Annotated in this window: 17 protein-coding genes; all 17 read left to right on the forward strand. The window is 65.5% G+C overall.

The window, feature by feature from the left end:
* Nucleotides 1–19: 19 nt before the first annotated feature.
* The 17 genes from flgE (at nucleotide 20) to rpoN (ending at nucleotide 19,042) form a co-directional block, all read left to right on the forward strand.
* On the forward strand, nucleotides 20–1,243 hold the full coding sequence (gene flgE / locus G5A07_RS01195) for a flagellar hook protein FlgE (RefSeq protein ID WP_019337419.1): 1,224 nt from the start codon (nucleotides 20–22) through the stop codon (nucleotides 1,241–1,243).
* A gap of 32 nt (nucleotides 1,244–1,275) precedes the next feature.
* A complete protein-coding gene (locus tag G5A07_RS01200; protein ID WP_019337418.1) occupies nucleotides 1,276–2,025 on the forward strand; it encodes a flagellar basal body rod protein FlgF in 750 nt (249 codons plus the stop codon).
* A gap of 102 nt (nucleotides 2,026–2,127) precedes the next feature.
* A complete protein-coding gene (gene flgG / locus G5A07_RS01205; protein WP_005409571.1) occupies nucleotides 2,128–2,913 on the forward strand; it encodes a flagellar basal-body rod protein FlgG in 786 nt (261 codons plus the stop codon).
* 22 nt (nucleotides 2,914–2,935) lie between these two features.
* Nucleotides 2,936–3,628: a flagellar basal body L-ring protein FlgH gene (gene flgH / locus G5A07_RS01210; protein WP_010485899.1), complete on the forward strand. Its 693-nt coding sequence runs from the start codon at nucleotides 2,936–2,938 to the stop codon at nucleotides 3,626–3,628.
* Between the two features lie 8 nt (nucleotides 3,629–3,636).
* Nucleotides 3,637–4,773, forward strand: coding sequence for a flagellar basal body P-ring protein FlgI (locus tag G5A07_RS01215; protein ID WP_099560499.1), 1,137 nt, complete (start codon nucleotides 3,637–3,639; stop codon nucleotides 4,771–4,773).
* Nucleotide 4,774: 1 nt separating this feature from the next.
* The gene (flgJ, locus tag G5A07_RS01220; protein WP_049455063.1) at nucleotides 4,775–5,974 is read left to right on the forward strand and encodes a flagellar assembly peptidoglycan hydrolase FlgJ; all 1,200 of its coding nucleotides are present in this window, start codon (nucleotides 4,775–4,777) and stop codon (nucleotides 5,972–5,974) included.
* Between the two features lie 8 nt (nucleotides 5,975–5,982).
* Nucleotides 5,983–7,863 (forward strand): flagellar hook-associated protein FlgK, encoded by a 1,881-nt coding sequence (flgK, locus tag G5A07_RS01225; protein ID WP_191862406.1) that lies wholly within the window; start codon nucleotides 5,983–5,985, stop codon nucleotides 7,861–7,863.
* Nucleotides 7,860–9,062, forward strand: coding sequence for a flagellar hook-associated protein FlgL (gene flgL / locus G5A07_RS01230; protein ID WP_043395591.1), 1,203 nt, complete (start codon nucleotides 7,860–7,862; stop codon nucleotides 9,060–9,062). The genes flgK and flgL overlap by 4 nt, the downstream gene beginning before the upstream one ends.
* Before the next feature lie 396 nt (nucleotides 9,063–9,458).
* A complete protein-coding gene (locus tag G5A07_RS01235) occupies nucleotides 9,459–10,694 on the forward strand; it encodes a flagellin (protein ID WP_049455064.1) in 1,236 nt (411 codons plus the stop codon).
* A 72-nt stretch (nucleotides 10,695–10,766) separates the two neighbouring features.
* Nucleotides 10,767–11,990: a flagellin gene (locus G5A07_RS01240; protein WP_191862408.1), complete on the forward strand. Its 1,224-nt coding sequence runs from the start codon at nucleotides 10,767–10,769 to the stop codon at nucleotides 11,988–11,990.
* A gap of 86 nt (nucleotides 11,991–12,076) precedes the next feature.
* Nucleotides 12,077–13,318 (forward strand): flagellin, encoded by a 1,242-nt coding sequence (locus tag G5A07_RS01245; RefSeq protein WP_099560465.1) that lies wholly within the window; start codon nucleotides 12,077–12,079, stop codon nucleotides 13,316–13,318.
* 439 nt (nucleotides 13,319–13,757) lie between these two features.
* Nucleotides 13,758–15,176: a flagellar filament capping protein FliD gene (fliD, locus tag G5A07_RS01250; protein WP_143994348.1), complete on the forward strand. Its 1,419-nt coding sequence runs from the start codon at nucleotides 13,758–13,760 to the stop codon at nucleotides 15,174–15,176.
* 128 nt (nucleotides 15,177–15,304) lie between these two features.
* Entirely contained in the window at nucleotides 15,305–15,721 is a 417-nt protein-coding gene (gene fliS / locus G5A07_RS01255) for a flagellar export chaperone FliS (RefSeq protein ID WP_005409561.1), read from the forward strand.
* Complete coding sequence (locus G5A07_RS01260; protein WP_010485909.1) at nucleotides 15,718–16,011, forward strand: hypothetical protein; 294 nt, start codon at nucleotides 15,718–15,720, stop codon at nucleotides 16,009–16,011. The genes fliS and G5A07_RS01260 overlap by 4 nt, the downstream gene beginning before the upstream one ends.
* The gene (locus tag G5A07_RS01265) at nucleotides 16,008–16,586 is read left to right on the forward strand and encodes a PilZ domain-containing protein (protein ID WP_010485910.1); all 579 of its coding nucleotides are present in this window, start codon (nucleotides 16,008–16,010) and stop codon (nucleotides 16,584–16,586) included. The genes G5A07_RS01260 and G5A07_RS01265 overlap by 4 nt, the downstream gene beginning before the upstream one ends.
* Before the next feature lie 91 nt (nucleotides 16,587–16,677).
* Entirely contained in the window at nucleotides 16,678–17,310 is a 633-nt protein-coding gene (locus G5A07_RS01270; protein WP_010485918.1) for a response regulator transcription factor, read from the forward strand.
* Between the two features lie 322 nt (nucleotides 17,311–17,632).
* The gene (gene rpoN, locus G5A07_RS01275) at nucleotides 17,633–19,042 is read left to right on the forward strand and encodes an RNA polymerase factor sigma-54 (protein WP_191862409.1); all 1,410 of its coding nucleotides are present in this window, start codon (nucleotides 17,633–17,635) and stop codon (nucleotides 19,040–19,042) included.
* Nucleotides 19,043–19,053: the final 11 nt, after the last annotated feature.

Genomic DNA, 19,053 nt, shown 5'->3' on the forward strand with positions numbered 1-19,053 from the left:
CATCAACCAGGAGCATCCCATGGGCTTCAACGTCTCTCTGTCCGGCATCAATGCCGCCAACACCGACCTGAGCGTCACCGCCAACAACGTCGCCAACGTCAACACCGCCGGCTTCAAGCAATCGCGCGCCGAATTCGCCGACCTGTTCGCCTCCACCAGCTACGGCCTGTCGAAGAACCAGACCGGCTCGGGCGTCCGTGTTTCCAATGTCGCCCAGCAGTTCATCCAGGGCCACAATGAACAGACCGGCCGCAGCCTGGACATGGCGATCTCCGGTGAGGGCTTCTTCACCATGAACATGAACGGCTCGCGCGTGTACTCGCGTGCCGGCAATTTCCAGACCGATTCCGCCGGTTACGTGATCAACCCGCAGGGCGCGCGACTGCAGGTGTTCGCGCCGAATGCCGATGGCACCAACTTCGATGCAGGCCGTCTGGTCGACCTGCAGCTGCTGACCACCGACAGCCCGCCGAAGCAGACCAGCGAAGTGAAGGTCGGCTTCACCCTGCCGGCCAACGCCAAGCAGCCGACGGTCGCAAATTTCGATCCAACCGACTCCAACAGCTACAACCATTCCAGCGGTGGCATCACCGTGTACGACTCGCTGGGCGTCAGCCATATCCAGGTCTCGTACTTCGTGAAGGGCGCCAATCCAAACGAGTGGACCGTGCACAACTACGTGGACGGCCAACCGGCCGGCACCCCGACCGCGGTCGCCTTCGATAACAGCGGCAAGCTGACCACTCCGGCCAACGGCAAGGTCAGCCTCGGCACGTTCACCCCGACCACCGGCGCCGGTCAGCTCAACATGACGCTGGATATCAGCGGCTCGACCCAGTACGGAGAGAAGTTCGCTCTGCGCAACACCCAGCAGGACGGCTATGCCGCCGGCAAGCTCAACGAGATCACCGTGTCGGAAACCGGCGTGGTCTATGCCCGCTATTCCAACGGTGACGACAAGCCCCTCGGCCAGGTCGCACTGACCACCTTCAACAACCCGCAGGGCCTGGAGCAGAAGGGCAACAACCTGTGGGTGGAGACGTTCGAGTCGGGTACGCCGCGCACCGGCATGCCGGACACCTCCAACCTCGGCAAGATCCAGGCCGGCTCGCTGGAAGCGTCCACCGTCGACCTCACCGAGCAGCTGGTCAACATGATCACCGCGCAGCGCAACTTCCAGGCCAACGCGCAGATGATCACGACCCAGGATCAGATCACCCAGACCGTCATCAACATCCGTTGATGACGCGCTGACCCTGTCACGGAACTCCCCGCATGGATAAAGCCCTTTACGTGGCGATGACCGGTGCCCGCGCCTCCCTGCAGGCGCAGGGCACGCTCAGCCACAACCTCGCCAACTCCGACACCCCCGGCTTCAAGGAAGCGCTGGCCAACACCGAAGCCTTCCCGATCCGTGGCCCGGGCTTTGCCTCGCGGGTGGATGCGCTGCATGTCGACGCCGGGTTCAACCGCACGCCCGGTTCGCAGCACATCACCGGCAAGCCGCTGGATCTGTCCCTGCAGACCGGCACCTGGCTGGCCGTGCAGTCCAGTGACGGCAGCGAGGCCTACACGCGCGGCGCGGCGTTGTCGGTGACGCCGAACGGCCAGCTGGTGACCTCCAGCGGCCGTCCGGTACTGGATGACAACAACAACCCGATCGCCATTCCGCCCTACCAGGCGATGGAGATCGGTGCCGACGGCACGCTCTCGATCATCCCGCAGGGCGAAGGCCCGCAGACCATGGCACAGATCGGTCGCATCAAAGTGGTGCAGGCACCGGATGAACGCCTGGAGCGTGGCTTGGATGGCCTGTTCCGCAACACCGACCCACGCCAGCCGTTCGCACCGGCACAGGGCACGGCCGTGCACAGCGGCCAGCTGGAAGGCAGCAACGTGGACGCCGCTGGCGCGCTGGTGCAGATGATCCAGCTGCAGCGCCAGTACGAAATGCAGGTGCAGGTGATCAAGCACGGCGACGAGAACGCGCGCAGCGCCAACAGCATGCTGCGCCTGGGCAGCTGACGGAATTCCGGCGCCGGCTGATGCCGGCGCTGGCACACCGCTTGCACACCCGCATTCAAGGGCCGCACCACGCGGCCGGCTTCACCAGACAGGACACCGAAGATGAACCAGGCATTGTGGATCGCGAAAACCGGACTGGATGCGCAGCAGATGCGCATGTCGGTGGTTTCCAACAACCTCGCCAACACCAACACCACCGGCTTCAAGCAGGACCGTGCCAGTTTTGAAGACCTGCTGTACCAGCAGGTGCGCCAGCCCGGCGGCTCTTCGTCGGCGCAGACCCAGTTGCCGACCGGCCTGCAGCTCGGCACCGGCGTGCGCGTGGTCGCCACCGCCAAGAATTTTGAACAGGGCGGCCAGCAGCAGACCGGCCGCGCCCTGGACGTGATGGTCAACGGCCGCGGCTTCTTCGAAGTTCAGATGCCTGATGGCAGCTCGGCCTACACCCGTGATGGCTCGTTCAAGATCAACCAGGACAGCGAACTGGTCACCAACAGCGGCTACCCGGTGCAGCCTGGCATCCAGATTCCCGAAGGCGCGCAGTCGGTGACCATCGGTACCGACGGCACCATCAGCGTGAAGATGGCCGACGGTGCGGCGTCGGTGGAAGTGGGTGCGCTGACCCTGACCGACTTCGTCAATCCGGCCGGCCTGCAGGCTCGCGGCGAGAACCTGTTCCTGGAGACCACCGCTTCCGGTCCGGCACAGAACGGCAACCCCGGGCTCAACGGCCTCGGCACCGTGGTGCAGGGCGCGCTGGAAGGCAGCAACGTCAACGTGGTGGAAGAGCTGGTGTCGATGATCGAAACCCAGCGCGCCTACGAAATGAACGCCAAGGCGATCTCCACCACCGATTCGATGCTCGGCTACCTCAACAACAAGCTCTGACCGGCCAAACCGGGAAACCGCCATGTCGCCCATTTCCAACTTCGCCCGCACTGCCCTCGCCTGCGCCGTGGCCGCCCTGCTCGGTGGCTGCGTGATCGCCGGCGACGTGCGTCCCTACCCGACGATGGCGCCGATCCAGCCGATCATGCCGCCGCAGGCCCAGCCGACCGCGGGTGCCATCTATGCCGCCGGCCCGACCCTGCAGCTGTATTCGGACCGCCGCGCACGCGATGTTGGCGACCTGCTGACCATCACCCTGCTGGAAAACACCACCGCGCAAACCAGTGCGAATACCGCAACCAACAAGGAATCGAACCTGAGCCTGGGCACGCCGTCCATTCTCGGCGCGCCGGTCACCCTCGGCGGTAAGGACATCCTGAGTGCCACGGCCAAGGGCGCGCGTGACTTCACCGGCAAGGGCAACAGCGCGCAGAGCAACCGCCTGCAGGGCAGCGTCACGGTCACCGTGGTCCAACGCCTGCCAAACGGCAACCTGGTTGTACAGGGGCAGAAGAACCTGCGGCTGAACCAGGGCGATGAACTGGTGCAGGTGCAGGGCATCGTCCGCCCGGGCGACATCAGCCAGGACAACACCATTCCGTCCAGCCGCGTGGCCGAGGCCCGCATCGTCTATGGCGGCCGCGGCCCGGTCGCGCAGTCCAACGCGATGGGCTGGCTGAGCCGCTTCTTCAACTCCGGCCTGACGCCGTTCTGAGTATGGGCATGAAACTCTTCTCCTCTTCCTCCTGGCAGCGACGCATGGCGTCGCTCTACTGTGGCGTGCTCATGGTCTTCGCAGTGGTTGCCCCGGCCAGCGCCGAGCGCATCAAGGACCTGGCCCAGGTCGGCGGCGTGCGCGGCAATGCGCTGGTGGGCTATGGCCTGGTGGTCGGCCTGGATGGCAGCGGCGACCGCACCAGCCAGGCCCCCTTCACCGTGCAGAGCCTGAAAAACCTGCTTGGCGAGCTGGGCGTCAACGTACCGCCGAACGTCAACCCGCAGCTGAAGAACGTGGCCGCCGTGGCGATCCACGCCGAACTGCCGCCGTTCGCCAAGCCGGGCCAGCCGATCGACATCACCGTATCGTCGATCGGCAATGCGGTCTCGCTGCGTGGCGGTTCGCTGCTGATGGCGCCGCTGCGTGGCGCCGACGGCCAGATCTACGCGATCGCCCAAGGTAACCTGATCGTCGGCGGCTTTGGTGCGCAGGGCAAGGACGGTTCCCGTGTCTCGGTGAACGTGCCCAGCGTCGGCCGCATTCCCAACGGTGCCACGGTTGAACGCGCCCTGCCCGATCCGCTGGCCAACGGCGGCGACATCACCCTGAACCTGCACAACAATGACTTCACCACGGTCTCGCGCATGGTCGCCGCGCTCAACAACGCCTTTGGCGAAGGTGCGGCACGTGCGGTCGACGGCGTGACCGTGGCGGTCACCGCGCCGACCGATCCGGGCGCACGCATTGGCCTGCTGGCGCGCATCGAGAACCTGGAACTGACCCCGGGCAGCGCCCCGGCCAAGGTGGTGGTCAATTCGCGCACCGGCACCGTGGTCATCGGCCAGCAGGTGCGCGTGGGACCGGCTGCGATCTCGCATGGTTCGCTGACCGTGACCATCCAGGAAAACACCAACGTCAGCCAGCCCAATGCGCTGTCCGGCGGCCGCACCGTGGCCAGCCCGCAGTCGACCATCACTGCCACCAACGACGGCAGCCGCATGTTCAAGTTCAGCGGCGGCACCACCCTGGACGAGATCGTGCACGCGGTGAACGCGGTAGGCGCGGCACCGGGCGATCTCATCGCGATCCTGGAAGCCCTGAAGCAGGCCGGCGCCCTGAGTGCCGAGCTCGAGGTGATCTGATATGCGCATCAATCCCGCATTCGATCTGCACCCGGCGCAACAGAACGATCCGGCCAAGATCGACAAGGTCGCGCGCCAACTGGAAGGCCAGTTCGCGCAGATGCTGGTCAAGAGCATGCGTGACGCCAGCTTCGGCGACTCGCTGTTCCCCGGCGAAAACAAGATGTTCCGCGACATGTACGACCAGAAGATTGCCGAGGCGATGACCCGCGGCAAGGGCCTGGGACTGTCGGGCATGATCAGCCGGCAGCTGTCCGGGCAGGCCGCCGAGGGTCCGGCGCTGGATACCCGCGTGGATCCGGCCAAGGCCAGCCGCGCCTACCAGCTCAATGCACCGGCCAAGCCGGCACCGTCGCTGCCATTGGAAGATGGCAGCCAAGCGGTGCGCCTGCTGCAGCAGATGGCCGCCGGCGCCCAGTCGGGCGCACACGCCGCGGTTGCGCCGATGGAACAGGCGCTGGACCTGATCGCCGGGCGCGAAAGCAGCAGCATGCACCGCTCGCTGGGCACCGAAGATCCGTACATCGGCAGCCTGCAGGGCGAGGACTGGGCCGCCAGCAGCGACCAATGGGCGGCCACCGCCAGCAACCGCGGCACGGCCATCAGCCCAGCCGATGCGATGGCCACGCGCACCGCCGTCGCCCAGCTGGGCGAACACACCCCGGAAGGTTTCGTAGCCAGCATCTGGCAGCACGCACAGAGCGCAGCCAAGGAGCTGGGCGTGGATGCCCGCGCCCTGGTCGCCCAGGCGGCGCTGGAAACCGGCTGGGGCAAGCGCCACATCAAGCATGCCGACGGCAGCACCTCGCACAATCTGTTCGGCATCAAGGCCAATGGCTGGAACGGCCAGCGCGCCACGGCCGGCACCCACGAATATGTCGATGGCGTGCGCCGCAACGAGACCGCCAGCTTCCGCGCCTACAGTTCGCCGGCCGAGAGCTTCGCCGACTACGTGCGCCTGCTGAAGACCAGCCCGCGTTACCAGCAGGCCCTGCAGGCCGGCACCGACGTGCAGGGCTTCGCCCGCGGCCTGCAGCGCGCCGGCTATGCCACCGATCCGCGCTATGCGGCCAAGATCGCCGCGATCGCCGGCGGACCGACCATCGAGCGCGCCGTCAGCGCCGTTGCCGATGCCGGCTCGCGCCTTGGCCAGACCTTCGCCAGCACCGCAACTGCGGCGCTGGGTATCACTCGTCGTTGAGGAACCCCATGTCCAGCGTACTTTCCACCGGTACCGGTGCCCTGCTCGCCTTCCAGCGTGCATTGGCGACCACCAGCCACAACGTGGCCAACCTCAATACACCCGGCTACAGCCGGCAGAAGGTCAACTTCGCCACCGCCGATCCGCAGAACTACGGCTATGGCACGGTCGGCAACGGCACCCGTATCACCGACATCCGCCGCACCGCCGACCAGCTGGCGATCTCGCGGCTGCTCGACAGCAGCGGTGAACTGGCGCGCCTGAAGCAGCTTTCCAGCATGGCCGACCGGGTCAACTCGCTGTTCTCCGACGCCGCCACCAACGTGGCCGGTGTGTGGTCGAACTTCTTCGACTCGGTCAGCGGCCTGTCCTCCAATGCCTCCGGCACCGCCGACCGCCAGAACATGCTCGACGGCGGCAAGGCGCTGGCCAACCGCTTCGTGCAGCTCAACACGCACCTTAACAACCTCAACAGCGAGGTCAACAACGGCCTGATGGCCGGTGCCACCGAGGTCAACCGCCTGGCGCAGGAGATCGCGCAGATCAACGGTGCCATCGGCACCAACATCGCCACGGCTGCGCCTGACCTGCTCGATCGCCGCGACCAGCTGATCACCCAGTTGATCGGCTACACCGGTGGCACGGCAGTGATCCAGGACGGCGGCATCATGAATGTCTACACCGCCGGCGGCAACGCGCTGGTGGTGGGTACCACGGCGACCAAGGTCACCACCGTGGCCGACCCGTACCAGCCCGAGCGCCTGCAGCTGGCTCTGGAGACGCAGGGCAATACGATCCGGCTTGACGCAAAGGCGGTCGGTGGCCAGATCGGTGGCCTGCTGGAGTTCCGCGACACCGTGCTGACCCCGGCCCAGGCCGAACTGGGCAAGCTCGCCGTGGGCCTGGCCGAAACGTTCAACCAGGCCCATCACCAGGGCGTGGACCTGTATGGCCAGCTGGGTGGCGACTTCTTCAACATCGGCAACCCGCGCGTCACCGCCAACAACAGCAATACCGGCACTGCCAGCCTCAGCGCGACCTATGGCGACCTGGGCAAGCTGGACGCGCAGAACGTGGTGCTGCAGTTCGATGGCACCAACTGGAAGGCCAGCCGGGCCGACACCGGCGCCAGCGTGCCGCTGACCGGTTCGGGCACCGCTGCCGACCCGTTGATGATCAACGGCGTCAAGCTGGTGGTCGGCGGCACGCCGTCGGCCAACGACCGCTTCCTGCTGCAGCCCACCGCAGGTGTGGCCGGCAGCATGGAGATGGCCATCACCGATCCGTCGCGCATTGCCGCTGCGGCTGCGGTCAAAGGCGCGGCCGCGACCGCCAACACCGGTACCGGCAAGCTGAGCGGCGTGACCGTGACCGATGCGAGCAACGCCAACCTGCGAAACCCGGCGGCCATCGTGTTCACCTCGGCCACCACCTACACCATCGACGGTGGCCCGCCGCAGACCTACACCCCCGGCCAGACCATCAGTGCCAATGGTTGGAGCTTCGTGCTGGACGGCGCTCCGAAGGTCGGCGACACCTTCAACATCACCCCGACCCCGGCCGGGTCCTCTGACAACAGCAATGCCGCCAAGCTGGCCAAGGTCGAGAGCGCCAAGGCCTTCAACGCCGGCACGGTGACGTTGAACGGCGCGCTGGGCGGCCTGACCACCCAGGTCGGTGCCGCGGCCCGTTCGGCCGAGTACTCGCTGGATGCCCAGCTGGTGATCAACGACAAGGCGCAGGAAGCGCGCGATGAAGTGTCCGGCGTCAACCTGGACGAGGAGGCCGCCGACATGCTGCGCCTGCAACAGGCCTACCAGGCAGCCTCGCAGCTGATCTCCACCGCTGACAGCATGTTCCAGACCATCCTGGGAGCCGTCCGCCGATGAGCAGCCGCATCTCCACCAGCATGATGTACAACCAGTCGGTGTCGCTGATGATGGCCAAGCAGGCCAAGCTCAGCCACCTGGAGCAGCAGATCGCCACCGGCAGCAAGATCGTCACCGCCAAGGACGATCCGGTCGGCGCCGGCGCTGCGGTCGGACTGGACCGCAGCCTGGCCGCACTGGACCGCATGAAGCTCAACGCCGGCAACGTACAGAACCGCCTGGGTGTGCAGGAAAACACCCTGGCACAGGTCAACGATCTGATGGGGCGGGTCAACGACCTGACCATCCAGGCCAGCAACCCCGCGTTGAGCGCGGCCGACAAGAAGACACTGATCACCGAGCTGAACCAGATCCGTGACGGCCTGCTGTCGCTGGCCAACGCCGAGGACGGCACCGGTCGCTATGTATTCGGAGGTACCAACGACGGCGACCCGCCGTTCGCCAAGATCAATGGCAAGGTGGTCTACCGCGGTGACCAGACCCAGCGCCAGATCGAGGTTGGCCCCGATACCTACGTCCGCGATGCCCTGCCCGGCAGCGAGATCTTCATGCGCATCCCCACCGGCGATGGCTTCGTCGATGGCGGTGCCGCCGCCGGCAACACCGGCAACGGCGTGCTGACCAACATCACCCGCGATGGCAGCGACAGCTGGAACGGCCAGAGCTTCAGCGTCCGCTTCACCGCCGCCAACCAGTACGAAGTGCTGGATGGTGCCGGCAATGTGACCGGCACCGGCACCTACAAGGCCGGTGATGATCTGGAAGTGAACGGCGTACGCCTGCAGATCACCGGTGCGCCTGCCGCAGGCGACAGCTTCAACGTGAAGCCGGCGAGCAGCCGTGACATCTTCGACACGATGGACAAGCTGATCACCGCGCTTGACGCCGACACCGGCACCACCGCGAAGATGAGCGCACAGCAGAACGAGTTGCAGAGCGCGTTGCGCGACGTGGCACGGGCGTCGGAGCGGATGATCGACTCGCGTGCGGCCGGCGGTGCGCAGCTGAAGGCGCTGGACAATGCCGCCGACATGCGAGAGGCCAACAGTGTGACCCTGAAGACCACGCTGTCGCAGATGCGCGACCTGGACTACGCCGATGCGCTGAGCCAGTACCAGCTGCAGAGCACTGCACTGCAGGCGGCACAGACGATCTTCTCGCAGATGCAGTCGATGTCGTTGTTCAACAAGATCCGCTGACGCATCTCCTGCGTCACCCCTGAAAGGCCGCGATGCCCTGCATCGCGGCCTTTCTCGTTTATGCGGCCCGTTGCCGCCGGGCGCGCCGACCTACCTTCCGCGGATTTTCCGTGATTGCCCATCAAGCCCGGCTGGCCCCCGCCGATACCTTCATCAGCGCTGGCTGGGCTTGCCCAGCCGCCCCTTCCGGGGTCGCCTTCACGCCCCTCCAGGGCTGGAAAACCCCGGAAAAACAGCCTCCGGCAACGAATTACGGCTTCAGCGGAATTCACGGCTAAAGGTTGTTGACAAAGCGCCGTTATTCATTTGGCAACAACGAAGCACACAGCCACACAAAAAAACAGGCGGCGCTTCGTTTCATTCACCAACGGGTTCCATATAAGAGGAGACGACCCCATGGCACAGGTAATCAACACCAATACGATGTCGCTCAACGCTCAGCGCAACCTGAGCACCAGCGGCAACTCGCTGGCCACCACCATCCAGCGCCTCTCGTCCGGCCTGCGCATCAACAGCGCGAAGGACGACGCCGCCGGCCTGGCGATCTCGGAGCGCTTCAGCACCCAGATCCGCGGCCTGGACGTGGCCATCCGCAACGCCAACGACGGCATCTCGCTGGCCCAGGTTGCCGAAGGCTCGCTGAGCGAAGTCGGCAACAACCTGCAGCGCATCCGCGAACTGGCCGTGCAGGCCTCCAACGCCACCAATTCCAGCAGCGACCGCAAGGCCCTGCAGGCCGAAGTGACCCAGCTGGTCAGCGAAATCGACCGCGTCGCCAAGCAGAGCGACTTCAACGGCACCAAGCTGCTGGACGGCTCGTTCACCAGCCAGCTGTTCCAGGTCGGCGCCAATGCAGGCCAGGCCATTGCGATCAACAGCGTGGTGGATGCAAAGGCTGAATCGCTGGGGGCAGCAAGCTTCCTCGATGCCGGCAAGATCGCCTTCACTGCAACCGATGTGGAAGATGCAAAGGGTACGCTGAGCGGCCTGAAGGTCGGCAATGTATCCCTGGGCGAGATCAAGTTCGACTATACCCCCCGCGCTGTGGCCGGCACCCCGGAGCCGGCCGTCGACAACGCCAACATGGAGCGCGCGGCCAAGGCCGTCGCCGCAGCCATCAACAACAAGCTGGGCGAAACCGGGTTGCACGCTACAGTAGCCACTGCAGCCAATGGCGCAGTCATTCCGGGCGAGGTCGCGCTCACCGCCGTCAAGGCGGATGGAAACGCGACTGACATCACTGTGACCAAGCCGCCGGTCGCTCCGGCTACGGACCCTGTTGCGATGAACACTGTCGGTCCCGCAGCCAACCCGGTCCATGTTGCGGATATCAAGATCGACACCGTTGCGGGTGCTCAGCAGGCACTGTCGATCGTCGACAAGGCTCTTGAGTCGGTCAACAGCGTCCGCGCCGATCTCGGCGCGATCCAGAACCGCTTCACCTCGGTGGTGGCCAACCTGCAGACCTCCTCGGAGAACCTGTCGGCCTCGCGCAGCCGCATCCGCGATACCGACTTCGCCAAGGAAACCGCCGAACTGACCCGCACCCAGATCCTGCAGCAGGCCGGTACGGCCATGCTGGCCCAGGCCAACCAGGTACCGCAGAACGTGCTCAGCCTGTTGCAGCGCTGACATGAGCCGCCCCCGGGGCACGTCGGGGGCGTCTAACCCAACTCACGTGCAACCGCTCAAGGACCTCTCCTCATGGCACAAGTCATCAACACCAACACGATGTCGTTGAATGCTCAGCGTAACCTGAGCACCAGCGGCAGCTCGCTGGCCACCACCATCCAGCGCCTGTCCTCCGGTTCGCGCATCAACAGCGCCAAGGACGACGCCGCTGGCCTGGCGATCTCCGAGCGCTTCGGCACCCAGATCCGCGGTACCGACGTCGCCATCCGCAATGCCAACGACGGCATCTCGCTGGCCCAGGTCGCCGAAGGTTCGTTGACCGAGATCGGCAACAACCTGCAGCGTATCCGTGAGCTGTCGGTGCAGTCGTCCAACGCCACCAACTCGGCCAGTGACCGCAAGGCACTGCAGGCCGAAGTGACCCAGCTGGTCAGCGAAATCGACCGCGTCGCCAAACAGTCCGAGTTCAACGGAACCAAGCTGCTTGACGGCTCGTTCTCCAGCCAGTTGTTCCAGGTCGGCGCCAACGCAGGGCAGGCCATCGCCATCGACAAAGTGGTTGATGCAAAGAGCGACTCCATTGGCAACTCTGCCTTTGCTGCCGATGGCTCGCTGACCATTGCAGCAGCCATGGATCTTTCCTCGGGCAAGATCTCCGGACTGGAGGTTGGCGGCATCAAGTTGGGCGATGTTACGTTCGATCAGGGGACCGGGGCCAATGCGGCCGCTACCCAAGCTGCTACCGTCCAGAATGCTCTAACCGCTGTTTCTGCTGCCATCAACTCGAAGATCGGTGAGACTGGCGTGCATGCCGCCCAAGCAACTGATCCAGCAACTGGAGCAGCGGTCGCGGGCAAGATCACCCTGACTTCTGTCAAGGCGGATCTTGATGCCGCTGGCCTAGCAAAGACTGCCGTGTCTGGCACCCCCACGGATATCACTGCCGTTCAGATTGGCGCAACCGGCAGCACGGATACCAAGATGACTCTGTCGAGCCTCGATATTGGCAGCGTCGTTGGCGCCCAACGTGCTCTTGAGGTTGTTGACAACGCTCTGGATTCAATCAACAACACCCGTGCTGACCTCGGTGCGATCCAGAACCGCTTCACCTCGGTCGTCGCCAACCTGCAGACCTCGACGGAAAACCTGTCGGCCTCGCGTAGCCGCATCAAGGATACCGATTTCGCCAAGGAAACCGCCGAGCTGACCCGCACGCAGATCCTGCAGCAGGCCGGTACGGCCATGCTGGCCCAGGCCAACCAGGTGCCGCAGGGCGTGCTCAGCCTGCTGCGCTGATCTGCACCTTGATCGACCGCCGGGCGGCGGCTGAGCTGCCGCCCGGTTCCTGAAACACGTTCCACCTTCGCCAAAGGAAAAGCACCATGGCACAAGTCATCAACACCAATACGATGTCGTTGAATGCTCAGCGCAACCTGAGCACCAGCGGCAGCTCGCTGGCCACCACCATCCAGCGCCTGTCCTCCGGTTCACGCATCAACAGCGCCAAGGACGATGCCGCTGGCCTGGCGATCTCCGAGCGCTTCGGCACCCAGATCCGCGGTACCGACGTCGCCATCCGCAATGCCAACGACGGCATTTCGCTGGCCCAGGTCGCCGAAGGCTCTCTGACGGAGATCGGCAACAACCTGCAGCGCATCCGCGAACTTTCGGTGCAGTCGTCCAACGCCACCAACTCCGCCAGCGACCGCAAGGCGCTGCAGGCCGAAGTGACCCAGTTGGTCAGCGAAATCGACCGTGTCGCCAAGCAGTCTGAGTTCAATGGCACCAAGCTGCTGGACGGTTCGTTCTCCAGCCAACTGTTCCAGGTTGGCGCAAATGCAGGTCAAGCCATCGCCATCGACAAGGTGGTGGACGCAAAGTCCAACTCGATCGGCGCCACGACCTTCGACAGCGCTTCGCTGACCCTGACCGCCGGCACTGCAACGACAGCTGGTGCAGAAGCCACCATCAAGGGCCCCACCCTCACTGGTGGCAGCATCCCGGCGGGTGGTATTGCCATCGGCGACGTGAAGTTCACCGCCACCGGCGACGCAGCCAAGGACCTTGCCGCCGCCAATACCGCGATGGTGTCAGCGATCAACGCAAAGATCGGTGAAACCGGCATCTATGCAGAATTGAAGGCTGGCGATCCTACCGCCACTCCGGCGACGGCTGATTCCATCACCCTGACCTCGGTCAAGGAAAGCGTAGACAGCGATGGCAAGTTCAGCGCAATCAAGGCTGCGGTAACCACCGGCGGCAACTTCACCACCAGCGCGATCGCTGGCACTGCTACCGCCCCGGCTGCGAAGGTCCTGGCCGACGTTGATATCAGCACCGTCACCGGCGCACAGCAGGCGATGGAAGTGGTCGACAAGGCCCTGGGTGCGATCAACAGCACCCGCGCCGACCTCGGCGCGATCCAGAACCGCTTCACCTCGGTCGTCGCCAATCTGCAGACCTCGACGGAAAACCTGTCGGCATCGCGTAGCCGCATCAAGGACACCGACTTCGCCAAGGAAACCGCAGAGCTGACCCGCACCCAGATCCTGCAGCAGGCCGGTACGGCCATGCTGGCCCAGGCCAACCAGGTGCCGCAGGGCGTGCTCAGCCTGCTGCGCTGATCCACGGCAAGAAGGTGCTGCTACCGTCGGGTCAAACCGACGGTAGCAGCAACCCGGAAGTCACGATGCACGAAGGCGCGGGCCATGCCCGGCCCGGGACCACTCCCGAACCGGCTTGGCATCGCCCGCTCCTGCGGACCTCTCTTTCAGCGCTGTACCTTTGACTGTACGTACCGGGCGGCTTCGTCTCCCCCCGATTGTCAGTAGCCTGTGCCCTCCCCTGCATTGGGGGAGGGTTTTTTGCAGACTCCCGGCAGCCCGCGGTGATTCCTCCCGCACTCTGCCCCAACCCTCCTGCAACCTGCGTGCCAGAACCTGCGCCAGAGCATTGGCACGGCGCATGCATCAACGAAGTCCTCAAGACCCAGCGGCGCAGGCCGCTATTTTCGTTGACGACGGGCCAGCGCCTAGCGGCCAGGCCCGATACCAGGAGAATCACATGGCAAGCTTTGGATACGGTGGCATCGGCTCGGGCCTGAACATTTCAGACATCGTCAGCCAGCTGGTGGCGGCCGACCGCAAGCCCGCCGACAACGCGCTGAACCTGCAGCAGTCCAAGGCCAAGATGCAGCTGTCGTCAATCGGCACCGTCACCTCGGCCTTTGACAAGCTGAAGACCGCATTGACCGCACTGAAGGCCACGACAGCCTTCGACACCCGCACAGTAGCCGCCACCGGCAAGGCCGGACCTAACAATGCCGACGACGTGCTGTCGGCATCGGTGGCACTGTACGACCAGGGTTTGACCAAGGCGGCAGCCGCCAACGGCACGCACCAGGTGGAGGTGAAATCCCTCGCCACAGCACACAAGCTGATTGCCAACGCCTCGGTGCCCAAGACCGACACCTTCGGCGCCGGAACCTTGACGCTGACCGTTGGTGTGGGCGACAAAGCAAAGACGATGAAGGTCGAGGTGGAGGCCGGCGACACGCTCACCACCGTGCGCAACAAGATCGACGCCGCAGGCCGCAAGGAAGGCGTGCAGGCGACCCTGATCGCTTCGGGCGACAACCAGTACCTGTCGATCGCCCAGGAGAAGACCGGCGCCGCCAATGCGATCAAACTCGAATACGGCGGCAGCGACCCGAAGTTGAGCGCACTGGTTGGCAGCCTTCAGGAGAACACCGCGGCAGCGGATGCCGAGCTGACCATTGATGGCGTCACGGTAATCAGCGACAGCAACACCGTGACCGATGCCGTACCAGGCCTGACCCTGAACCTAAAGGTCAAGGGCAAGAGCACGGTCGTGATCAGTACCGACACCACTGCAGCCACCAAGGTGATGCAGGACTTCGTCAAGGCCTACAACGATGCGATCGCCGCCATCAATACCGAGACCAAGTACGACGCCAAGACCAAGGAAGCGGCGACGCTGACCGGCGATGCGCAGATGCGCGGCGCATCCAGTCAGCTGCGTTCGATGATGGGCGCTGTACTGAAGGACCTGTCCGCGGATGGATTGGATCCGAAGAAGCTCGGCCTGCAGACCCGTGGCTATCCCAATGCCGACGGTAGCCTGGTGCTGGACGCAACCAAGTTCGCAGCGGCGCTTGCCAGCCAGCCGGAGAAGATCCGCTCGGCGATCACCGGTGATACCGGCGGCGCCGGCAAGCTCTACACGATGGTCGACGGTTACGTCAGTACGACCACGGGCAAGGAGGGCGCCTTCGTCGCCCGTACCAAGGGCCTGAACACCACGCTGGACAACATCGACAAGCGACGCAAGGACCTGGATGTCCGCATGAAGAACGTCGAGGAACGCTACAAGAAGCAGTTCCTGGCATTGGACAGCCTGATGGGCAAACTGCAGCAGAGCAACACCGCATTGCAGCAACAGCTGGCACAGCTGAACCGCTAAAGGACTGCGTGCGACGCTCAAGTTTGACGTGTAACGCACCGATAACGGACGCAACAGCAATCATCGCCGCGCCGTCGGCAGCGGTCCCCACGATCGCCCGGCGGCACCCCGCGCAAGGAGAATCACGAATGTACGGTTCCAGCCGTCAATATGCCGAGCAGTACCGCCAGGTGGGAGTGACCAGTGCGGTCGCCGACGCCGATCCGCACAAGCTGGTGGCGATGCTGCTGGCCGGCGCGCTGGAGCGCGTGCGGCGTGCCCTGGCCAGCCTCGAGCGTGGCGACCAGGCCGGCAAGGGCAAGGCGATCGGCGAGGTCTGCGCGATCGTCGGCCACCTCAACGGCTCGCTGGATCATGAAGCCGGCGGCGAGATCGCCGGAAATCTGTCGGCATTGTATGACTATGTGCTGCAGCGCCTGACCGAGGCCAATCTGCACAACGACCGCGCCGCGCTGGACGAGTCGCTGCAGCTGCTGGGCGAGATCGACAGCGCCTGGAATGCGATCCCGCAGGAACAGCGCCGCCCGGCCGCGGTGGCGCCATGAGCCTGCACGAACTGCACGCCCAGCTGGACGCCTTCGAGAAGGCCCTGGGCGAAGAATCCCTTGACCAGGCCGACAGCCTGCTCGACGGCCACGACAGCACGCTGCATGCGCTGCTCAGCCAGCCGCTGACCGCCGCCGACCACGCGCCGCTGACCGCGCTGTTCGAACGCCAGCAGAACCTGCTCGGCCTGCTGCGCCAGCGCCGTGATGCCGTCGCCGCGCTGATGAACGACGGCCAGCGCTCCCTTCGCGCGGCACATGCCTACCTGCAGGCAGAATCGCTGGCATGACCCAATTGCCGACCACGTCGCTGCATCATCCGGCCGAAAGCGAGCTGTTCGACGAAACGCTCAGCTGCGAGCTGGCCCTGCCGGCCGAGTTCCAGGCAGGCAGCGCCGCTGGCCGTACCAGCAGTGCCGAAGGCCTGCTGCGCAGCCTGGCCCTGGTCGAGGACAGCCGCGTCGACGAGCACGACGACCGCAATGAGTCCAGCCTGCAGCTGCAGCGGCTGGAAGCCAAGCTGGATCTGGCCATGGTGCTGCTCGGCCGTCTGGTACGCCAGCAGGGCCAGGAACTGACCCTGCGCCCCGTGCGCTGGTCACGCCGCGGCATCCGCCTGCAGCTGGGCCCGCGCAGCGGCGCCAGCCCCGGACAGGCTGGCCTGGTGCGCCTGCAGCCCAGCGACTGGCTGCCCGACCATATCGACCTGCCGGTGGAAGTGATCGCCGAAGCGGCGGACGGTGGCGGTGGTCACTACCTGTGGCTGCGTTTCCAGCGTCTTGGCGATGGCCTGGAGATGGCGATGGAGCGGCATCTGTTCCGCCTGCATCGCCGCCAGGTGGCCGAAGCACGCCGCGCCCGTTGAAACCTGCCACCATGGCGGCGGATGGGCAAGCCTTGGCGCGCCCGTTCAGCTAAGTTAAGGTGGACTCCCCTCACGGACCTCCAACGTGCCTGTGCGAGTTCTCATCGTCGACGATCACACCCTGGTCCGCGCCGGCTTGGCGCGGCTGCTGCAGGGGTTTGCCGACGTGCAGCTCGTCGCCGAGGCCAGCAATGCCGAGCAGGCACTGCAGCTGGCCCTGCAGCACGCCCCGGACGTGGTCCTGATGGACCTGTCACTCCCCGGCCGCACCGGCCTGGAAGCCCTCAGTGACATCCGCCTGCGCGCTCCCGGCACGCGGGTGGTGATGATGACCATGCACGACGACGCCGCGCACGTGCGCGATGCACTCGATCGCGGCGCGGTCGGGTTCCTGGTCAAGGATGCGGCGCCCCAGGAGCTGGAACTGGCGCTGCGTGCCGCGCACGCCGGACAGGTGTTCCTGAGCCCGCAGATCTCCGCCAAGATGCTGGCACCGATGCTCGGCCGCGAGAAACCCACCGGCATCGCCGCGCTGTCGCCACGCCAGCGCGAGATCCTGCGCCGCATCGGCAAAGGTGAGAGCAACAAGGAGATCGCCGCCGACCTCGGCATCAGCGTCAAGACGGTGGAGACCCACCGCGCACGCATGATGGAATCGCTCGGCTGCCGCCGCGCCAACGATCTGCTGCTGCTGGCCGCGCGCCACCAGCACGAGCTGGAGTGATCCCCTGAGAAGGGGGACGGATAGCTTTCCACGGGAAAAGGATCTGACCCGTGCCAGGCCCGCACTGACGACGAATTCCCGTCACCCTGACACGCCCCGACAGGAATCCGTACACGGCGCAGCGCGATCAACCCGGCACCCACACCGGAAATCAGCCACTTAGCGGCGATCATCGTCAACATTCCGCGCCAATGTAGGGAATACCCCTACACCCTGTCAGGACATTCACGAAGCCCCTCAGGAACCCCCTGATTCCGCCCCCGCCGGATCAAAAGCAAGATGCGTTCCACAAGGCGCCGGGGAGCGGTGCCGGGGAACCACGATGAAGGCTGCACTCTCGACCCAGCTGGGCCAACAACTTCACCTTACCCCGCAGTTGCTGCAGTCGATCCGGCTGCTGCAGCTCGATGGCCTGCACCTGGAACAGGAAATCCAGCGCCTGCTGGACTCCAATCCGCTGCTGGAGATCGAAGAGGCCGAAGCGCCCTCAGCCGATGACACCGAGGCCAGCGCCACGACGATGGACACCGCCGCCTTCGACGAGCTGCCGGAGTCTTCGATGTGGGACGTGGCCGGCGCCAGCTGGCAGGACGGCGACGACGACCGCATGGCGCGCATCGCTGCCGGCGAATCGACCGACCCACAGCTGCGTGTGCTGCAGCGCCTGTCGCTGGACATGGACGACCGCGAACTGGCGGTGGCCGCGTTCTGGCTCGATCACTGCGACGAGGCCGGCTACCTGCAGGCACCGCTGGACCAGCTGCAGTTGCTGGCCAGCGCCCAGTTCGATATCGCCGCCGACGGCGTCGAAGCCATCCGCCAGCAGCTGCTGCACGGTGAGCCCGCCGGCATGGCTGCGCAGGACCTGCGCGAAGGCCTGCAGGCGCAGCTGCGCAGCCTGCATGGCGCGGTTCCCGCCCGCCATCTGGCCACCCGCATTCTCCACGGCGCACTCGAAGCACTGGCCGCACACGACTACCCCGCCCTCGCCCGCCTGCACGACGCCGAGATCGACGACGTGCGCGAAGCCGTGCGCCTGATCCTGTCGCTGCAGCCGCGCCCGGGTGACAGCCTGCTGCCCGAACGCAATGCCGTGGTGGTACCGGACGTGGTCGCCTGGCACGCCGACGGCCAGTGGAAAGTCGCCCTCAACCCGGCCACCAGCCGCCGGGTCTCGATCAACAGCCAGTACGAACAGGCCTTGGCCGAGACCAGCGAGGCCGCACCGGCACTGCGCGAAATGCTGCAGGAAGCGCGCTGGTTCAGCCGCGGCCTGTCGATGCGCTACGACACCCTGCTGCGCACCGCGCGGGTGATCGTCGAGCGCCAGGCCGCGTTCCTGGTGCGTGGTGAAGAGGCCATGGCGCCGCTGACCCTGAAGGAAGTGGCCGAGGAAATCGGCATGCACGAGTCCACCGTCTCGCGCATCACCACCGGCAAGTTCCTGCAGACCCCGCGCGGCACCTTCGAACTGAAGCACTTCTTCGCCGTGCGCTTGGAAGGCGCCAGCGTTTCCGGCCAGGCCGTGAAGGCCATGGTCCGCCGCCTGATCGACGCCGAACCGGCCGGCCGCCCGCTGGCCGACGAGGCCATCGCCGGCCTGCTGTCGCGCCAGGGGGTGAACATTGCCCGCCGAACCGTCGCAAAATACCGAGAACAACTGGACATCGCCCCGGCCCGCGAACGGCGCCGGCTTGGCGCCAGGCAACCGCAGCTGGCCCGGGTGGGCTGAAAAGGATGTTG

This window comes from Stenotrophomonas sp. AS012628, assembly GCF_010608305.1.
In the GTDB taxonomy this organism is placed as follows: domain Bacteria; phylum Pseudomonadota; class Gammaproteobacteria; order Xanthomonadales; family Xanthomonadaceae; genus Stenotrophomonas; species Stenotrophomonas geniculata.